Consider the following 18,948-nt stretch of genomic DNA (forward strand, 5'->3'; position numbering starts at 1 on the left):
TTATGTTGCCTTAAAGAATGTACTTAAAATCAAAGATACTATTTTTTAGCAACTTTCAATAATGGTAACAATCGACTGATTGTGCCACTTACCAGCCGACATTTGTTTGACCAGCTTTAATTAGTCGTTAGTAATATCTACGAGAAGTTTTCGGTAAACAGATAACATTTTAGATTTTGAAACAAAACCCACATATTTACCCATATCCACAACAGGAAGATTCCATGCATCAGAACGTTGAAACTTATCCATAACCGTGGGCATGCTATCATCATAATAAATAATCTCTCCTGGCATAGTTGTCAGTGATGCAACAGTTGTTTTGTCATAGAGCTTACTATCAAACATCATTTCACGAACGTCATCTAAGAAAATAACTCCTTTAAATTTATTATCATCATCAACTACGGGATAAATATTACGTGATGAGTGTGCGATTACTTCCACTAAATCTCCTAACATAGCATCATAATTGATAGTGACAAAGTTCTTTTCTATTACCTTGTCCAGTTGCATAAACATTAATACTACTTTATCCTTATTGTGAGTTACTAACTTCCCTTGTAGCCCAAGCTCAGCAGTATATACAGAATAATTGAGATAATATTTAGTGAGGCTGTAAGAGATTGCAGCAGTGAGCATTAGTGGTATAAATAAATTGTAGCCTCCTGTGAGTTCTGCAATAAGGAAGATTGCTGTAAGAGGTGCATGAAGGACACCTGCCATAAGACCACCCATACCTACAAGTGTAAAACTGCTTTCGTGCACACTAAGGTTTAGATACGGAATATTGTTTATAATTTTTGCTATAGTATTTCCCATAATACTGCCCATAAAGAGCACAGGAGCAAAAATACCACCCACACCACCGGCACCAAAGGTGATAGATGTTGCAATAATTTTCACAAAAACCAATCCTGAAAGCAACGCAATAACCACCCATACATTTTCTAGGTTGAAATTAAATATTGGGGCAACTAGTGCTACTTCTGGATTTCCTTTTATGAGACTATTTATCATATTGAAGCCCTCACCATATAACGGTGGCATGAAATAAACAATCACGCCTAATGCAAGCCCACCAATAATAAATCTTTCGACTGGCGTATTTATTCGGTTAAATATTCTATGTGTATAATCATAGACTTTCGCAAAATATATAGAAACAAAGCCTGCTATTATTCCCAAAACTACGTAGTAGGGAAGATCTGCAACCATAAAATTCTCCTCTATATGAAAGGGAATGATTCGTTCTGATCCAAAAAACATGAAAGAGGTAATAATGGCAGAAAGTGAGGCTAATAACAAAGGTACTAAAGACATCAGAGTTAGGTCTAAACTAAAAACCTCAATAGCAAATACGATAGCAGCTACCGGTGCCTTAAAAATAGATGAGAGCGCGCCGGCTGCGGCACATCCAATCAATAATGTGCGTGTATTTTGTTTGATTCTAAAAGCACTTGCCAAATTTGAACCAATGGCAGCTCCGGTAGCTACAGTAGGTCCCTCTAGCCCCACGGAACCGCCAAAACCAATAGTTACTGGTGCCGTAAGAATACTACCATACATCTGGAATTTTTTCATTATACCTTTACGTTGCGAAATAGCATATAGTGTGGAAGGAATTCCGTGACTTACTTTATGTTTGATGATGTATTTCATTATGAGATAAACCAGAAACAGACCTATAAGAGGAAATACAAAGTAAAAACCGATGTAATAATCTTGAATAATCCCTTCACGTAGACGGTATTGAATAAAGTGAGTAAAATTTTTGAGAACAACAGCACCAAGTCCAGAAGTTAATCCCACCACAATACTGAGAATATAGATAAATTGACGTTCAGTCAAATTCTTCTGTCTCCATTCAATAAAAAATTCTAATAGCTTACTTAGTTTCTGTAGCATATTATAAAATAAATTTTATCTCTAAATGAAAAGATTTTTTGTGACTACAAAGAAAGTCATTTTTTACGTGATTTTTTATTCCATCCGAGTTTTTCTTTATATCGTTGTATGAGTTCTTTAAATGTATTAAACTCTTCATTATAAACAATACCTACACCTTGTATATTTCTTTTGTTCTCATAATAATATAGATTGTCTTTTGCATGTGAAAATGCACGTAATTTAAGATTACCCTTTTTATTGAGTTTTATATCAAAGTCAATATCTCCAATAAAGTCATTAAATCTATTGGCTTCATCTTGAGACGAAAAACCGAAATTTCCAGAAATAATAACCCTGTCTTGCAATAATTCTGTAGAAATTGCTAATCCAAGTTCTTCTTGAGTCATGTCATCACCAGGCTTGTAGATGAATCCAATATTAACGTCATCACTAAATTGAGACAATATATTACTTATCTGCTGTGATAGAAGCTCGCTAGTTGTTGATGCTAATGCATTTGTATTGTTGTTTCCAGAGGCATTTGGATTATATTCAGGTACAGTGAATCTATTAAATATCAATAATGACAGCACCTGTTTTGTTATATCAGTAGTCTGGAGTGTAGCTTGTATATTCCCTTTTGTTGTATTGTCAAGATTTGGAAAATCAATCTCGAAGGTAAGTTTCGGATCTTCGAGCTGTCCTGTTATATGAGTTTTACAAACGACCAGTGTTTGTCGTTGTTTTACAGAATTATTATCTTGATTGAGTAGGGGTTGTAGGGATGTTTTTAGTTGATAAACTGCATCTAAATTCACGAAGGCTTTTTCTGGAGCACCATTCCACTGTATAGTACCACCTTCGTTCAGAATAAATTTTTTATTTACGATTCCCTCTAACGAGTAGTAAAAACTACCTTGAGAAACCGTGTATTGTCCCATTACATATTGTTTGCCCTCTCTGTCCCTTCTTACGAATAAGTCTGCACTACCTTGTGATTTTAAAGTACTACCATTATTGGCTTCTAAAACTACTTGAATTTCGGAAGTTGGGTCTATACTGAAATCAACATTGAAAGAAATAGGACTTTTGGCTCCAGTTGGAATGAAAAGGATGTCGTTGCTTTCTAGGTATTTGATGCTGTCTGCCGGATTTATAAATGTAATAAATTCATTGTCAGATACTTCACTAGCACTTCCATAAGGGACTATAATTTTCGATCTGCTGTCGGTTGATACGTCTCCTCTTACAGAGATATGTGAAAAATCACCAGTAATATTCAAATCTGAAGTTATTTTAGCATCACCGTAGGCTAGAGGCTGATAGGAATCTCTTAGTACTCTAAAGTTTTCAGTAGTTAATTTTAGATCTATTTCAGAGTTATTATTCATACCTAGTAAGACTTTACCATTTAGGGTAGCTGTTTTCTCACGTTCGTCAAATATTTTAAAATTTTCGAATAGCATTTGACTATTGTTTACCGTTATCGTTTCGTTCAGGTGATATGGTACACCTGTTTCAGTTATGGTAATGTTTGGAATATCAAAATTTAGTTTGCCATCAATAATAGGATTTTCTACGTTGCCTTTAGATGTAAGTTTCCCGTTTATTGTTCCCTCTATATTCGAAAGAAAATCATTAGTAAAAACTGAAAATAGTTTCAAGTCGAAATCATCTAAATTGAGAGCGTAATTTAGAGAATTATCATTCATTCCATATAGCCCATTTATAGTAAGTAGCTCCTTTTCTGCCAAGGTTAATGATCCTACAGTTTGTAGCGCTTGCTTTTCTCGAATCCAATCGGAATTGACATTTAGCATTCCAAAATTCTGATTCTCTACAATGAGCTTTGGAATACGTAAATCGGAATCTAATGTATAGGCATCATCGTTTTGTTGGTATTTTACGTAGCCAGACATTTTTGCCGAGAGCTTTATATCATCACTGACAAACATATTCCAAAGATATCCTGTTTCAAAAGCTTTGAGGTTAACATTCAGATAATCAGTCTTATTTTTAGACCAAAGTCCATCTACTTCAATTGATTCTTTCTTATTTTTAATTTTAAATTCTTTGATTGCTATATTTGTACTATCTATTACTAGCTTAGATTCAGTGATAGACCATTTTTTATTATTTAAAGTAAATTTTGTTGGTGCTATCTTATTTTCAACCGAAATTTGTTTGTTATCTATTTCTTTTAATATAGATGATAAAGATATGCTCCCATCGTAGGGTAATCTTTTATCTCCCCAATGTATGTTTGTTGTCATTTGATTGTTTGCAACATTATTATCAAGAGTGAAAAATAGAATATTATAATCATCCGTGAGGTTTATTCTGCTTATTGTAAGTTTATTATTGAGTGTATGATCACCAGTAGCACTGAAATTTATTTTGTGAAAGGCTTTATCGCCGAATTTCAAATAATCAGCGTTAAAATTCAACTGCATTTTAGTAGAGTTTCCAAGTGTATAATATGCTGATAATATCGCATTTTCACTTAGTGCATAATCGTCATAAAACAAATTCAGGACTGGATTTATATTTTTAAAATTAATTTTCACTTCACTGCTTTCGTCAATGTGTAGACTGTCAGCTAAATTTAAATACCCTACGTCAATGTAATTTGAAAGCAATCGCATGGGCAATGTTGGAATTTCTGTTGTTTTAAAGTCGCCACTAAGATGAGCTTCAATGTACTCAGAATTGAGATATAATGTGCGATTATTTTCATTTAAGGATGAAACAATACTGATAGTATCAGCTTGGAGTTTCCCTTTACTGTTTGCATAGGCAAAGTCATAAATGCGTATATCCCCTGTGGCATTATCAATATTTCCGCCATCTATATGAGATGTCACATTGAAGCTAACTGTAGCTAAACTGTCATGTGAAAGTCTGTTTAAGTTGAGTTTTGAAAGTCTTGCATGATCCAGAGCCAAGGAAAAGTTCATTTTGGGAATATCTTCATGGAGGTCTATATTCCCTTTGAAATCAAAAGTGATATGTTCATCATTCATTTTTACATTTCCATCGAATATTTTATCAGCTAAAAGTCCATCAATCTTTATATTCTCATAACTATAATTATTGACCTCCAATTTATTGACGGTTCCTTCAATTTCCGCATAGCTATTATAATTTTCATTAGCCATTGCATTGACGATATCTACGTTTAGTGAAATATCACCTAACATCTTATTTTCTAATAAATCGCCTATCTTGTAGTCTTCAGTGATTATTTTTCCACTCAGTTCCAACTGCTTAGTTTTTGCAGTGGGCTTGATAGAAATATCCGTTTTAACGTTGCCATACGAACTGAAAAGCTGACCATAGAAAACGAAATCAGAAAGAAAGCCTGTATATCGACCCTTAGCGGTAATAAGCCCCAATTTCTTAAATTTATCAGAAAAGGAAAGATGTCCATTTTCATAGTTGGGAATACTGATTTTTTCTAAATCATTTAAAGTGGTCTGTAAGTGATTGATTTTGGCGTCAACAAAAGTTTCATCTACATTTGGCAAGCCGTTCATCGACAATTCTCCAACGAATTCGGTATTCTCATAAGTTTTTAGATGTAAGTCTTCACAGAGCATATTTTCCACAGTCCCTGTTATATGACCTGAACCAATGAGGGTTTCATGATAGCCTTTCAAATTTTCGTTAAATATTGATATTTCATGTAGGTTAACTTTACTGTGATTAATCTTATAATCAATCATTACCGCACGAATAAAATTCTTCCAAGCCTTTGTCCCTGGAGTGTATGAGAAATTTAAGTACTCAGCGTCTAAACTGCTTTTTTGAGTGGCAATCTGCACATTATCCAGCCTAAGCAGATCATTAGCTACCGTAAGTTCTGTAGTTGTTTCATAAACTCGAAACCCACTTTTCTCTTCACCAACTAAAGAGTCTATATTCATTTTGATGACACCGCCTATTGTTCTTAGCCCATTAATAGCAGCATTGATATTAAAAAAATCGAGATCGTCGTAGTTCATTCCATAGGGGACATCCTGCTTTGCAATATCATAATACACAAACCGACCACTGTTGATAGTTGCGGTTCCAGAAGAAAAGAAGTAAGAAGTTGATACTTCCGTAGAATCGTGCTCATCATTTTCCAAAGCATCTAAAAAAGTGAATAAGTTCATCTCGTCACCGTAGTTGATGAGTTTGAGGTATGGATTCTCAATGTCAAGATCTCTTATACGGAAATTATTGCTCGATAGATTTATTCCAGCAATTTTAGCAGTAAGTTTATCCACATAGAGTAGCGTATCTTTATGGGTGTCTCGTATAAGAACATCTTTTACTTCTAAGTTATTAAAGAAAGAATAGTTGATTTTTCCGATTTTAATCTCTGAACCAGTCTTTTTTTCGATAGATTGAGCAAGGTTGCGGATAATAATAGTTTGTACTTTTTCATTGAATAATGAAATAGATATACCAATAAATAGAAGTGAAACTACTCCTATGCTAATTAAGATTATTTTAGTCCCTTTTTTTATAGTCTTAGTTGTTAATAGCTTTAACTTACAAAAATAGTAAAATTTAGGAGTATCTTTACTAACTTTGTCCGAATCTAAAGGGATTTAGAAATAATATTATACTTAAAATAAATGGCAAAATCGATATACATTCTAGGAATAGAGTCTTCATGTGATGATACTGCGGCTGCAGTGATTAAAGACACTGAGATTTTAACCAATATTATTGCCTCACAAAAAGTGCATGAAGAGTACGGGGGAGTAGTGCCTGAGTTGGCTTCTCGAGCACATCAGCAGCATATAGTTCCTGTCGTTGATAAAGCAATAAAAGATGCGGGAATTACGAAAGAAGAATTGAGTGCAGTGGCAGTAACCTCAGGTCCTGGTCTATTGGGTTCACTTATGGTGGGAAGTTCTTTTGCCAAAGCTTTTGCTCTTGGGTTGGACATTCCATTAATAACTGTGAATCACTTGCAAGCACATATATATGCTCATTTTATTAAGGAAGCAAATATTCAAGAACAAGTGCCAAGTTTTCCATTTCTTACGTTATTGGTTTCAGGTGGTAATTCTCAATTAGTATTAATGAAAGACCATTTTGAGATGGAAATTATAGGGAAAACTATCGATGATGCTGCCGGCGAAGCTTTTGATAAATGTGCGAAGGTAATGGGGATGCCATATCCCGGAGGACCATTGATTGATAAATTAGCCAAAGACGGTAATCCTGAAGCTTTTCAATTCAGTAAGCCACGAATAGCTGATTTGGACTATAGTTTTAGTGGTTTGAAGACATCATTCTTGTACTTTCTAAGAGACCAAATAAAAGAGAATCCTAATTTTATTGAAGAGAATAAAAAAGACTTGTGTGCATCTTTGCAAAGGACGATTGTGGAGATTTTGATGGATAAGTTGATAAAAGCAGTAAACCGAACAGGCGTAAAACACGTTGCCATTGCAGGAGGTGTTTCAGCAAACTCAGCTCTTCAAAGAGCGCTACAAGATGCCCACAAAAAATATGGTTGGCAGATTTATATTCCTAAATTGGGTTACTCCCTAGATAATGCAGCGATGGTTGCCGTTACAGGTTATTACAAATATTTAAAACAAGATTTTGCTACGCAAGATTTTGTTCCTTATGCAAAAGTAACAGTATAGATGCAAGAGTTTTCAGTTGCATTGCTGGGGTGGTATCATAAAAATAAGCGTGACTTACCTTGGCGTAAAACTAAAAATCCGTATAAAATCTGGCTTTCGGAAATTATCCTACAGCAAACTAGAGTTGATCAAGGTTTAAAATATTACTTAAGTTTCTTGGAGCATTTCCCAACGTTATTTGATTTAGCTAAGGCCTCGGAACAAGAGGTGCTTAAGTTGTGGCAGGGTTTAGGATATTATTCACGAGCCAGAAATCTTCATTTTACGGCAAAATTTATTGTTAATGAATTAGATGGAAAATTTCCTGACAATTATAATGAATTATTACAATTAAAAGGGGTGGGAAAATACACAGCAGCGGCAATTGCTTCATTTGCCTATGACGAAGCAGTTCCTGCTATTGATGGTAATGTCTATCGCCTGTTTTCAAGGCTATTTGGTATTTATACGCCTATTCATACAACCAAAGCTCAAAAAGAATTTTTTAAAATAGTTAGTGAATTAATTCATGAGAAGGAAGCAGGGTACTTGAATCAAGCAACTATGGAGTTGGGAGCAATAGTTTGTAGACCCAGGAATCCAGATTGCGAAGACTGTCCACTGGCTTTTAAATGTTGGGCTTTTGAAAAGAACAAACAGCATGAATTACCTGTAAAGAAAGCAAAAATTCAAATCAAACATCGCTATTTTAATTATTTCATCATTGAACAAGAAGAAGGTAAAATATTGCACCTAAGAGAACAAAAAGACATTTGGAGGCACTTATACCAGTTTCCTCTTTTAGAGAGGAAAAATCCTTTGTTAGAAGAAATTGAAAACTTTATTGTAGAGAGATTTGGTACCTCGCATCTTACACTATCTAAAATAAATGAAACACCTATAATACATAAGCTGTCTCATCAGCACTTGCACTTAACTTTCTGGAAAGTTACCACGGATAAAATTCAAGAACTGCCGAAATGGCATTGTTTTGTAAATGAGGATAATGTTTCTAAACTTCCTGTGCCTAAGTCTATTGAGTCATATATTTAATTGGATGTTTGTGCTGTTTAATGACAATGTGTCTTGGCGGTGAAGTTTTTACTGACGATATGTGTTTTTTTAATTATTGGCAATGATTTTGATGTAAATAGGTTGAATGAACAAAATAGAGAAGTTCAAAACATATTAATCATTAAAAATTAAGAATTATGTCAATAGTAAGATGGAATAAAAACGATTTTTTCCCCGAGTTTAATTCAATTTGGGATGATTTTTTCAACAAAGATTTCTTCAACAAAGGTATGGAGTTAGGAACTACAATACCTGCAGTGAATGTTTCTGAAACAGAGAAAAACTTCGAGTTAGAAGTAGCTGTGCCAGGACATAAAAAAGAAGACTTTAAAATTGATATGGAAAATGATGTCTTAACAATTTCTTCTGAAACTAAAAAAGAACACGAAGAAACTGAAGGGGATGAGAAAAAAGTAACTCGTAGAGAATATAGTTACTCATCATTTAGAAGAAGCTTTCAATTGCCTCAGGATGTTGATCAAGAGAATATTAAAGCATCTTATAATGATGGAATTCTCAAAATTGAACTACCTAAACAGGAACTCAATAAATTAGAAAACAAACGACAAATTGAAATTGAATAGATTTTCTAATAGCTGTTATAGCGTAGTGCATTAACTACAGAGCCTGTTGTACTATTAGACACTGTTGCAACAGGCTTTTTACCATTTTACCATGACAAAACACTAAAAAGAATATCGAATTATGAATATGAATAATTTAACTATAAAATCACAAGAAGCTTTGCAGGAAGCCTTGCAATTAGCTTCTTCGAATGGACAACAAGCTGTAGAAACAGCACATTTACTTAAAGCAATTCAACAAGTTGGTGAAGATGTGGTAGGCTTTCTTTACGGTAAATTGGGAATTAATACAGAGCTTGTAAATCAAGCATTGGATAAGATGATTGCTTCGTATGCGAAAGTGAGTGGCGGACAGCCATATCTTTCTGGAGATACGAATAAGGTAGTTTTGAAAGCAACAGACCATGCCCGAAAAATGGGGGATGAGTTTGTTTCTTTAGAACATTTTCTGCTAGGATTCCTTGATTTGAATGATTCTGTTGCCAAGCTGTTGAAAGATGCAGGCGTTAGCCGAGAACCATTAGAAGCCACAATAAAAGAATTGCGAGGAGGAAAAAAGGTTGACTCACAATCTTCAGAAGATACATATAATGCACTGAATAAATATGCAATAAACCTTAACGAACAGGCTGAAAAAGGGAAATTAGACCCTGTAATTGGTCGTGATGATGAGATTCGCAGAATATTACAGATTTTATCAAGAAGAACGAAGAATAACCCGATATTGATAGGTGATCCTGGAGTGGGAAAAACGGCAATCGCTGAGGGCTTAGCACACAGAATCATTCGTGGTGATGTGCCTGAGAATTTAAAGTCTAAACAGATTTTCTCTTTGGATATGGGAGCTTTAATTGCAGGAGCAAAATACAAAGGAGAGTTCGAAGAGCGATTGAAATCCGTGGTAAAAGAAGTAGTATCGGCAGAGGGAGAAATTATCCTATTTATTGATGAAATACACACCCTTGTAGGTGCAGGTAAATCCGATGGAGCCATGGATGCTGCTAATATCTTGAAACCGGCATTAGCTCGCGGAGAATTGCGTGCAATAGGTGCGACTACATTAGACGAATATCAAAAATATTTTGAAAAAGATAAAGCCTTGGAGCGTCGTTTCCAAAAAGTAGTTGTAGATGAGCCTGATAAAATGAGTGCTATCTCAATTCTAAGAGGTTTGAAAGAGCGATATGAGCAACATCACAAAGTGAAAATCAAAGATGATGCGATTATTTCGGCTGTAGAACTTTCACAACGATATATTTCGGACAGATTTTTACCCGATAAAGCCATTGACTTGATTGATGAAGCTGCATCAAAACTTCGCTTAGAGATAAATTCTGTACCAGAAGCTTTAGATGAATTGGAACGTCAGTTAAAGCAACTGGAGATAGAACGTGCAGCTATTGACAGAGAAGGAGATACTGCTAAGGTTAAAGAATTGGATGAAGAAATTGCAAATCTTGCAGAAAAGCGTGATGCTCAAAAAGCAAAGTGGGAGGAAGAAAAGAGACTAATAGAAGCAGTACAGCAAGACAAGGCAGAATTAGAAGAACTTCGATTGCAAGCAGAGCGTGCTGAACGTGAAGCTGATTACCAAAAAGTTGCAGAAATTCGCTATGGTAAGATAAAAGCTATTGAAGAGCAGATGAAAGAACGCGAAGAGCAACTTGTGAAAAAAGAAGGAACATCAATGGTTCGAGAGGAAGTGGAATCTGAGGATATTGCAGAGATTGTTTCTCGCTGGACAGGAATTCCTGTGAACAAAATGCTACAATCAGAACGTAAAAAGCTATTGCAATTAGAAGAAGAATTGCACAAACGTGTTGTGGGACAAGATGAGGCAATAGCTGCAGTTTCCAATGCTGTTCGTCGTAGCCGTGCGGGCTTGCAGGATTCAAAACGTCCGATAGGTTCGTTTATTTTCCTCGGAACTACTGGTGTTGGTAAAACGGAATTAGCTAAGGCGTTAGCGTCATTCTTATTTAACGATGAACACCAAATGACCAGAATTGATATGTCAGAATATCAAGAACGTCATTCTGTATCGCGATTAGTGGGTGCACCTCCGGGATATGTCGGTTACGATGAAGGCGGACAACTTACCGAAGCAGTGCGTAGAAAACCGTATTCTGTTGTGCTTTTAGATGAGATAGAGAAGGCTCATCCTGATGTTTTCAATATTTTGTTGCAAGTCTTAGATGATGGTCGTTTGACGGATAACAAAGGTCGGGTAGTAGATTTCAAGAATACGATAATCATCATGACTTCCAATATGGGTTCTCATCTTATACAAGAAGAACTAGATGGTTTAACGGACGAAAACCGAGGGGAGAAGTTGTGGAAAGCACAAGAGGAGGTGATGGAACTGCTCCGTAAGACTATCCGCCCGGAATTCTTGAATAGAATTGATGAAGTGATAATGTTTACTCCACTTTCAAAAGAAGAAATCAAGGAAGTTGCAGGATTACAATTTAAAAATGTGGCAAAGGCTTTAGAGGAGCAAGGCATTCATCTAGAAATCTCAGACGATGCCATTACTTGGGTTGCCAATGCTGGTTTCGACCCACAGTTTGGTGCTAGACCGATTAAGCGTGTTATACAGCGTAGAGTGCTCAATGAGCTTTCCAAAGCGATACTTGCTGGAAATGTACAACGAGATAGTAAGGTTTTCATAGACGTAAAAGACGGTGAGTTAACCTTTGAAAATAAATAATTTGGGTTGATGCTGAGAACGTAAAAAGCCACCTTTTTAGGTGGCTTTTTGTGTCATTAGAGTTTTTCTTTCGTTTATTTTATAATAAGTTCATATAACTCTTTTAGAGCTAAAATTATTACTATAGCGAAACTAATTCTTGCAAACCATTTTGTTCGTGGATATTCTTTGAGCATCTCTTGAGCTAAATTTAAATCTGTTTTCGTTTTTATTAATTCCATTTCATCTCTTTTTGCTTCTCGTTCAAACGTGTTTTGTAAATTAACTAAACCTCCTTTGTCTAAGAAACTAGTAAGTTTATAAGTTTTGTTTATGCAGATAAATAGATGATTTTCAGGTTTTCCAATTCAATCTATTAATCCTAAATTACTTAATTCCACACACAATGTATTAGCTCTATCTTGATTCCCGATGATTTCGTAAACTTCTTTTTTATCTAAGTTTTCTTTTTTAGCTAATTCTCGTAGTAATATATCTCCTTTTTCTGCTAAGTCTTTTGTTAATATATCTTTCATTTCTTATGTTTGTAAATATTATAATAATAAAATACTTTTACGAGATTCTCAATATTCCAAAATACCTACAGGTTGGAAACTTAAAACTTTACGGATGCCCATAAGTCTTAAAACAATAAATTTAATGAGTGACCATAATTTTTTGAGCCCTTTGTGAAATTCTATAAATTTCACCTTCTAAAGAAAGTTCTAAAACTATATCAACCTTCTTTTTTGTATCTAATTTTGGACCATTGTAATTTAATATAAGTTTTTCAGAATTACTTTTATTGAAAACTTTCTCAACGGCAACTTCGTTAATAGTTGTATCTTGGATTAAATAAATCTTATCAACAGATAAATCTTCAGGGATTGAATTGTCTGTTCGGTCAACAAGTGAAATGTTTATAAATAAAGAAGGCTTATGGTCTGGCTCAGGAGAAGGCATTAAATCTAAATGAAGCCTAGAATTTAAAGTTAAATAGCTTTTACCAAGCATTATGTTGCTAGGAGAGCTTTCTAGCGAATTGTATAGACTCGTTTCTTCATTCTCAACACCATTAGCATCGTGAACAATATTTTCCAGTTTATTAGAATTTTCATTTGATTTAGTTTGCTCAACAGTGTCAGTTTTATCAATTGATTGTTGGCTTACGTTCTCTTTTTGTGTTGCTTCATTTTTCTCTTTATTATTTTGATTATTGCATCCACTCCACGAAACAAGTGTGAGAAGTATTATAGATAGTGTCATTAATTTTATATTCATGATTAATATATTTTTTTAAGTGTTTAAGTTTAACTACAAATATGATACTAAAAAAGCTACCTTGTAAAAAGTAGCTTTAGTTTCGGTTGCAGACTTAGGATTTAAAAATCCTCATCTACTTCATCAAATTCATCGGAAACAGAGATATCATCCTCAAGGCTATCCTCATAGTCTTGCATACTGGATGCTAACCGCTTACTGACTTTTACTAAGTATTTGGTATCATCAGTACAAACTTCTACTGCCTCAATGGTCTCTCCAAGTGAGTTCTTAAAGGCAATAATATCCTTGTCTTCGTAGCCCTCAGGATATTTTTCAACCAATAGCGATAAAATTTCATCAGTGAGCTTTTTATAATCAACGATTTTTCGCTGTAAAGGAGTTGCTTTAGTTTCTTTTTTCATAACTATAATTACATTCCCAATAAATAAGCAAAAATAAGAGGTGCTACTATCGTGGCATCACTTTCTATGATAAACTTTGGAGTGTCAATGTCTAATTTTCCCCAAGTAATCTTCTCATTAGGCACAGCACCTGAATAGGAACCGTAACTGGTTGTAGAATCAGATATTTGACAGAAATAATTCCAAAATGGAGTATCTGTTCGCTCTAAATCTTGGTAGAGCATAGGAACTACGCAAATAGGAAAATCACCGGCAATACCTCCGCCAATTTGGAAGAAACCGATACCCTCTTTTGAGTTTTCAGTGTACCAATCAGCTAAGAATGCCATATATTCAATTCCTGATTTCATCGTACTTGCCTTCAGTTCTCCTTTGATGACGTAAGAAGCAAAAATATTTCCCATTGTGCTGTCTTCCCAACCTGGAACTACGATAGGTAAATTCTTTTCAGCCGCCGCAAGCATCCAGCTATTTTTAGAATCTATTTCATAGTATTGCTCTAATACTCCTGAATTTAACATCCGATACATAAATTCATGAGGAAATAGTCTTTCTCCGTTGTCTTCAGCATCTTTCCAAATCTTAAAGATATGCTTTTGTAAGCGACGAAAAGCTTCCTCTTCTGGAATACATGTGTCAGTAACACGATTGAGGCCTCCTTCGAGTAATTCCCATTCCTCTTTAGGCGTTAAATCCCTATAATGAGGGACTCTACGATAATGTGAGTGTGCAACAAGGTTCATAATATCTTCTTCAAGATTAGCACCTGTGCAAGACACAATCTGCACTTTATCTTGGCGTATCATTTCAGCAAAGATTTTTCCAAGCTCAGCAGTACTCATAGCTCCAGCTAATGATACTAACATTTTGCTTCCTTTGTTGAGTTGCTCTTCGTATGCTTTTGCAGCATCTACTACTGTGGCGGCATTAAAGTGCAAATAATATTTTTCAATAAATTCTGAGATGGGTTTGTTCATAGTATTATTATGGCTAAAACTAATTAATTAAAATCTTCTTCCAAATTTTTTAACTTAGCGAATGGGTTATCAATAATTTCTTCGCTTTCTTCAAGATGATGATATTCCTCATCAACATTAAGTTCTGCAAACTTATAGCTAAGCATTTTGTAATACAGCTTTGCCGCTAAAAAGTCTGAAGATTTCTCATGCTCATTAGGACATAATTCAACGATATCAAAACCGACAACATTTTTATGTTCAAAAACCTTTCGTAGGAAATCAAGAGTTTCGTACCATAATAATCCACCAGGTTCTGGTGTGCCTGTAGATGGCATTATGGAAGGGTCAAAGGCGTCCAAATCAAATGTAATAAAGACATCATCAGTCAGCTTTTCAATGGCGTCATCCATCCAATAATCATCTACTGCCATATCGTGTGCGAAATAGACCTTATCAGTATCCATAAATTGCTTCTCGCTCTTGTCCATGCTACGTATTCCTACTTGCACCAAGTTGGTTTCTTTGCTCGCTTCATGCACAGCACAGGCATGATTGTAAGGAGTACCTTCATAGGTTGGGCGCAGATCGGCGTGTGCATCTATATGCAGTACTGATAGATTATCAAAGCACTCATTAAATGCTCTAATATTTCCAATGGATATAGAATGCTCGCCACCCAAAATAGTAACAAATTTATTGCGGGTGATGTAGCTTTTCACTTCTGCATGTACGGTATTTACCATATCTTCAGGGGAGGAAAAGTTCGCTAAAGTTTCTCTGAGATAAATTCCTTGTTTGTAAACTTCTGTATCGGTTTCGATATCATAGATTTCCATGTTTTCAGAAGCTTCTAAAAATGCATCAGGTCCCTTATCAGCTCCTTTTTGCCATGTGCTGGTTCCGTCATACATTACAGGAATTAAAACAATTTTTGCTGCATCCGGTTTAGCATACTCATCAGGAATGCCCGCATAATTTTTTTTACTTTTCATTGGTAATTTTAATTTGCTTTGATTTTTTTAAATTAACTGTTATGTCTATGAAAATTATTTTATTTATTCTTCAGAATTGTAACCTAAAGTAATGAGCATATCTTGTGCATCTTGCTGAGGTGAAAACAATTCTGTAACTAAGTTGCCTTCATGGTCTTTCTGAATCAAAATATGCTTAGGTTGTGGAATTAGACAATGATGAATGCCTCCAAATCCTCCAATACTTTCTTGATAGGCTCCTGTATTGAAAAAGCCAATATAAAGTGGTTTGTCTTTACGATATTTTGGGAGATAGATAGCGTGCATATGTTGCTCACTGTTATAATAATCGTCACTATCGCAGGTAAGTCCGCCGAGTAGTACTCTTTCGTACTCATCATTCCAACGATTAACAGGTAACATTACAAAGCGTTTGTTGATAGCCCAAGTATCAGGCAGTGTAGTGATGAATGATGAATCTATCATATTCCACTTTTCTCTATCATTCTGTTGCTTTTGGTAAAGAATCTGGTATATAGCACCGGCACTTTCACCAACGGTAAAGCTACCAAACTCTGTAAAAATATGTGGCACAGGTACATCAGCCTCTTTACAGGTCATTTGTATTTGGTTGACGATTTCGTCAATCATATAAGCATGGTCATACTCAAAGGCTAATGAATTCTTCACAGGAAAACCACCTCCGATGTTAAGACTATCTAAAGAAGGACATATTTTCTTAAGACTCGTATAGACTTTCATACATTTTTGGAGCTCATTCCAATAATATGCTGTATCTCTAATTCCTGTATTGATAAAAAAATGAAGCATTTTCAAGGTAACTTGTGGGTTGTCCTTAACTTCACGATTGTAAAAAGGAACGATGTTTTTGTAACCAATACCTAAACGGCTGGTATAAAAAGCAAATTTAGGCTCTTCCTCAGAAGCAATACGAATACCTATGTTAAATGCGGTATTGATACCTTCTTGCAATAAATTTAATTCTTCGTAATTATCGATAATGGGGAAGCAATTCTTGTGACCTTCGTTGATTAATCGAGTAATGTTTTTAATGTATTTGTCGCGTTTAAAACCATTACAAAGTACATACGATTTATCTGTGAGTTTACCTTCCTTTTTTAAAGCCTCTACGATATTTATATCAAATGCTGATGAAGTTTCAATATGAATGTCATTCTTCAGCGCTTCTTCCAGCACATAACTAAAATGGGAGCTTTTTGTACAGTAGCAGTAATGATATTCTGCATTATAGTTATGCTTTTGCATAGCTTCTGCAAACCATTTTTTTGCTTTTTGAATGTTGTTGGAAATTTGTGGTAAATATGAAAATTTTAAAGGAGTTCCATATTGTTTTACCAGTTTCATTAAATCAATGCCGTGAAACAACAGCTGATTTTTATCAAGAGTAAATTCTTCTTGAGGGAAATAATACGTTTGATCGATTAAATCTATGTACTTCGTTTTCATTTAACTAACACGATAAACAATGAAACAAAAATAAATTGCTTTGAAAATATTTATAAATTCTGTTGTTAATTCACTATCAATTAGTAACTGGCATCAAAGGAAAACAATTTTTTGGAAATAAAAAGCATTTGGAAAAATATTTGAGTAAAATTTCACAAACTGCCGATAGCAGATGGGAGTAAAACACTTTATTCTTTTACAAAAAATCGTATCTTTGGGTAGAATTTATATAGATTCAAAATGCAAGAAAAATCATCTAAAAAAATTCTGTTTACGATAGTTGCTACCTGTGTGTTGATACTAATAGCCTATGGTATTCGCCAGTTTGTTCTGAATGATACGAAAAAATATTATTACCAATCAGGTAAGGTATTTGGGACTTTTTATCATTTGTCTTATGAGAGTGAAGTCGATCATCAAGATGCTATTGATTCGCTTTTTGTTTTTTTCGATTTCTCATTATCTACCTATAACAAGAACTCGATTATTTCTAAAGTAAATGCAAACAAAGACGTAAAATTAGATGATTACTTTATCCATGTGTTTAATGAGTCAATGAGATGTTCCAAGGAAACAGGCGGAGCTTTTGATATTACAGTAACACCATTGGTAGATGCTTGGGGATTTGGTTCTGGGGAAAAGTATGAACATTTGGAGCAAGAAATAATAGACAGTTTAATGCAATATGTTGGCTTGGACAAAGTGAAGCTAAAAGACGGCAAAATAATAAAAGCAAATCCTAAAATACAGTTTAATGTAAATGCAATTGCGAAAGGTTATGGTGTTGATGTTATAGCTGATTACCTTGAAGAGCAAGGGGTGAAAAATTATTTAGTAGAAATAGGAGGAGAGATTAGAGCATTAGGTGAAAATAGGAAACATCATACATGGAGAACTGCTATAAACCAACCAATTGATGACAGTACCCAAATGAATAATGACTTGCAAGATGAGATTGTTTTAATGTCGTCAGGAGGTATGGCGACATCAGGAAATTATCGTAATTTTTATATCAAAGATGGACAGAAATTCTCTCACACCATCAATCCTAAAACAGGCTATCCTGTATCGCATAATTTATTATCAGCTACGGTTTGTATGCCTACATGTTTAGAAGCTGATGCATTAGCGACAGCTTTCATGGTTTTAGGGCTTGAGGACGGTAAAGCGTTGGCAGAAAAGCTACAGGTACCAGTCTATTTTATATACGAACAAGATGGAAAGAATCTTGTTTATATGTCGGAGGATTTTAAAGAAAGAATACAAAAATAGCAAAATGAAAATAGGAATCATAGGAGCTATGCAAGTTGAGGTAGAAACCTTGCAGCAGCGACTCATAGATAGGAAGGATACAAAAGTTGGTACTTTTGTATTTTCAGAAGGGAAGATTGATAACGTTACGGTTATTGTATGTTTATCTGGAATTGGAAAGGTCAGTGCAGCTGTAGGCACTACATTTATGATAGAACGCTATACTCCTGATTATATTATTAATACTGGAACAGCAGGAGGCTTAGGTGTTGCTGATGTTCATGATATTATCTTAGCAACTGAAGTTCGTCACCATGATGTTGATGTTACCGCATTTGGTTATGAAATCGGACAACAAGCACAGCAACCGCCAGCATTTTTACCCAATGAAAGTTTACTCGAAGTAGCCAAGAGTGTCTGTGCAAAACATACCGATAAAGTCATTCACGGTTTGATTGTTAGCGGTGATGCTTTTATCAGTGATCCAGAGCGTGTTTCTTTTATTGTAGATAATTTCCCTACAGCATTAGCTGTGGAGATGGAAGCTGCTGCAATTGCTCAAGTCTGCTACCAACTTGATGTGCCTTTCTTAGTACTGCGTGCTATTTCCGATAAGGCAGGAGAGGGCGATGCAGAAATGTATGTCAAGTTTGTCGAGGAAGCTGGAAAACGCTCTGCAAAGATGAATATTGATCTCATTAGCACATTAGCCAGTAAATATTAGTTT

At 34.9% G+C, this 18,948-nt stretch carries 15 protein-coding genes; 6 read left to right on the plus strand and 9 right to left on the minus strand.

Going from position 1 to position 18,948, the window contains the following annotated elements; translation table 11 throughout:
- Nucleotides 1-120 precede the first annotated feature (120 nt).
- Together C7377_RS08865 and C7377_RS08870 are read right to left on the minus strand one after the other, a co-directional pair.
- Nucleotides 121-1,908 (minus strand): chloride channel protein, encoded by a 1,788-nt coding sequence (locus C7377_RS08865; protein WP_116497003.1) that lies wholly within the window; start codon nucleotides 1,906-1,908, stop codon nucleotides 121-123.
- Between the two features lie 56 nt (nucleotides 1,909-1,964).
- Nucleotides 1,965-6,161 carry a translocation/assembly module TamB domain-containing protein gene (locus C7377_RS08870; RefSeq protein WP_116497004.1) on the minus strand — a complete coding sequence of 1,399 codons (4,197 nt, stop codon included), beginning with the start codon at nucleotides 6,159-6,161 and terminating at the stop codon, nucleotides 1,965-1,967.
- Between the two features lie 354 nt (nucleotides 6,162-6,515).
- Here C7377_RS08870 and tsaD point away from each other — a divergent pair, with 354 nt between their 5' ends.
- The 4 genes from tsaD (at nucleotide 6,516) to clpB (ending at nucleotide 11,888) form a co-directional block, all read left to right on the plus strand.
- Nucleotides 6,516-7,541 (plus strand): tRNA (adenosine(37)-N6)-threonylcarbamoyltransferase complex transferase subunit TsaD, encoded by a 1,026-nt coding sequence (gene tsaD / locus C7377_RS08875; RefSeq protein ID WP_116497005.1) that lies wholly within the window; start codon nucleotides 6,516-6,518, stop codon nucleotides 7,539-7,541.
- Nucleotides 7,542-8,573, plus strand: coding sequence for an A/G-specific adenine glycosylase (mutY, locus tag C7377_RS08880; RefSeq protein ID WP_116497006.1), 1,032 nt, complete (start codon nucleotides 7,542-7,544; stop codon nucleotides 8,571-8,573).
- Between the two features lie 158 nt (nucleotides 8,574-8,731).
- Nucleotides 8,732-9,178 (plus strand): Hsp20/alpha crystallin family protein, encoded by a 447-nt coding sequence (locus tag C7377_RS08885; protein ID WP_116497007.1) that lies wholly within the window; start codon nucleotides 8,732-8,734, stop codon nucleotides 9,176-9,178.
- Between the two features lie 121 nt (nucleotides 9,179-9,299).
- Nucleotides 9,300-11,888 carry an ATP-dependent chaperone ClpB gene (gene clpB, locus C7377_RS08890; RefSeq protein ID WP_116497008.1) on the plus strand — a complete coding sequence of 863 codons (2,589 nt, stop codon included), beginning with the start codon at nucleotides 9,300-9,302 and terminating at the stop codon, nucleotides 11,886-11,888.
- A 74-nt stretch (nucleotides 11,889-11,962) separates the two neighbouring features.
- Here the strand turns inward: clpB and C7377_RS09410 are convergent, their stop codons facing one another.
- From C7377_RS09410 to C7377_RS08915, 7 genes are all read right to left on the minus strand, one after another.
- Nucleotides 11,963-12,109, minus strand: coding sequence for a hypothetical protein (locus C7377_RS09410; protein ID WP_165806887.1), 147 nt, complete (start codon nucleotides 12,107-12,109; stop codon nucleotides 11,963-11,965).
- Nucleotides 12,110-12,235: 126 nt separating this feature from the next.
- Nucleotides 12,236-12,403 carry a hypothetical protein gene (locus C7377_RS09415; RefSeq protein WP_165806888.1) on the minus strand — a complete coding sequence of 56 codons (168 nt, stop codon included), beginning with the start codon at nucleotides 12,401-12,403 and terminating at the stop codon, nucleotides 12,236-12,238.
- Between the two features lie 121 nt (nucleotides 12,404-12,524).
- Nucleotides 12,525-13,148, minus strand: coding sequence for a hypothetical protein (locus tag C7377_RS08895; RefSeq protein ID WP_116497009.1), 624 nt, complete (start codon nucleotides 13,146-13,148; stop codon nucleotides 12,525-12,527).
- A 101-nt stretch (nucleotides 13,149-13,249) separates the two neighbouring features.
- Nucleotides 13,250-13,552 carry a hypothetical protein gene (locus tag C7377_RS08900; protein WP_116497010.1) on the minus strand — a complete coding sequence of 101 codons (303 nt, stop codon included), beginning with the start codon at nucleotides 13,550-13,552 and terminating at the stop codon, nucleotides 13,250-13,252.
- 8 nt (nucleotides 13,553-13,560) lie between these two features.
- Entirely contained in the window at nucleotides 13,561-14,529 is a 969-nt protein-coding gene (locus C7377_RS08905; RefSeq protein WP_116497011.1) for a deoxyhypusine synthase family protein, read from the minus strand.
- Nucleotides 14,530-14,552: 23 nt separating this feature from the next.
- Nucleotides 14,553-15,503 (minus strand): agmatinase, encoded by a 951-nt coding sequence (gene speB / locus C7377_RS08910; protein WP_116497012.1) that lies wholly within the window; start codon nucleotides 15,501-15,503, stop codon nucleotides 14,553-14,555.
- 63 nt (nucleotides 15,504-15,566) lie between these two features.
- Nucleotides 15,567-16,970: an arginine decarboxylase gene (locus C7377_RS08915; protein WP_116497013.1), complete on the minus strand. Its 1,404-nt coding sequence runs from the start codon at nucleotides 16,968-16,970 to the stop codon at nucleotides 15,567-15,569.
- Between the two features lie 240 nt (nucleotides 16,971-17,210).
- Here C7377_RS08915 and C7377_RS08920 point away from each other — a divergent pair, with 240 nt between their 5' ends.
- Both C7377_RS08920 and C7377_RS08925 read left to right on the plus strand, forming a co-directional pair.
- Nucleotides 17,211-18,242, plus strand: a complete 1,032-nt coding sequence (locus tag C7377_RS08920) for an FAD:protein FMN transferase (protein ID WP_116497014.1) — start codon at nucleotides 17,211-17,213, stop codon at nucleotides 18,240-18,242.
- 4 nt (nucleotides 18,243-18,246) lie between these two features.
- Nucleotides 18,247-18,945 carry a 5'-methylthioadenosine/adenosylhomocysteine nucleosidase gene (locus C7377_RS08925; RefSeq protein ID WP_116497015.1) on the plus strand — a complete coding sequence of 233 codons (699 nt, stop codon included), beginning with the start codon at nucleotides 18,247-18,249 and terminating at the stop codon, nucleotides 18,943-18,945.
- Nucleotides 18,946-18,948 lie beyond the last annotated feature (3 nt).

Source organism: Balneicella halophila (genome assembly GCF_003096835.1).
In the GTDB taxonomy this organism is placed as follows: domain Bacteria; phylum Bacteroidota; class Bacteroidia; order Bacteroidales; family Balneicellaceae; genus Balneicella; species Balneicella halophila.

Coding starts and splice junctions, on each gene's coding strand:
- C7377_RS09410 (WP_165806887.1), bottom strand. CDS start 12,109: ATGGAATTAATAAAAACGAAAACAGATTTAAATTTAGCTCAAGAGATG.
- mutY (WP_116497006.1), top strand. CDS start 7,542: ATGCAAGAGTTTTCAGTTGCATTGCTGGGGTGGTATCATAAAAATAAG.
- C7377_RS08920 (WP_116497014.1), top strand. CDS start 17,211: ATGCAAGAAAAATCATCTAAAAAAATTCTGTTTACGATAGTTGCTACC.
- C7377_RS08900 (WP_116497010.1), bottom strand. CDS start 13,552: ATGAAAAAAGAAACTAAAGCAACTCCTTTACAGCGAAAAATCGTTGAT.
- C7377_RS08895 (WP_116497009.1), bottom strand. CDS start 13,148: ATGAATATAAAATTAATGACACTATCTATAATACTTCTCACACTTGTT.
- C7377_RS08905 (WP_116497011.1), bottom strand. CDS start 14,529: ATGAACAAACCCATCTCAGAATTTATTGAAAAATATTATTTGCACTTT.
- C7377_RS08925 (WP_116497015.1), top strand. CDS start 18,247: ATGAAAATAGGAATCATAGGAGCTATGCAAGTTGAGGTAGAAACCTTG.
- C7377_RS08915 (WP_116497013.1), bottom strand. CDS start 16,970: ATGAAAACGAAGTACATAGATTTAATCGATCAAACGTATTATTTCCCT.
- tsaD (WP_116497005.1), top strand. CDS start 6,516: ATGGCAAAATCGATATACATTCTAGGAATAGAGTCTTCATGTGATGAT.
- speB (WP_116497012.1), bottom strand. CDS start 15,503: ATGAAAAGTAAAAAAAATTATGCGGGCATTCCTGATGAGTATGCTAAA.
- clpB (WP_116497008.1), top strand. CDS start 9,300: ATGAATATGAATAATTTAACTATAAAATCACAAGAAGCTTTGCAGGAA.
- C7377_RS09415 (WP_165806888.1), bottom strand. CDS start 12,403: ATGAAAGATATATTAACAAAAGACTTAGCAGAAAAAGGAGATATATTA.
- C7377_RS08885 (WP_116497007.1), top strand. CDS start 8,732: ATGTCAATAGTAAGATGGAATAAAAACGATTTTTTCCCCGAGTTTAAT.
- C7377_RS08865 (WP_116497003.1), bottom strand. CDS start 1,908: ATGCTACAGAAACTAAGTAAGCTATTAGAATTTTTTATTGAATGGAGA.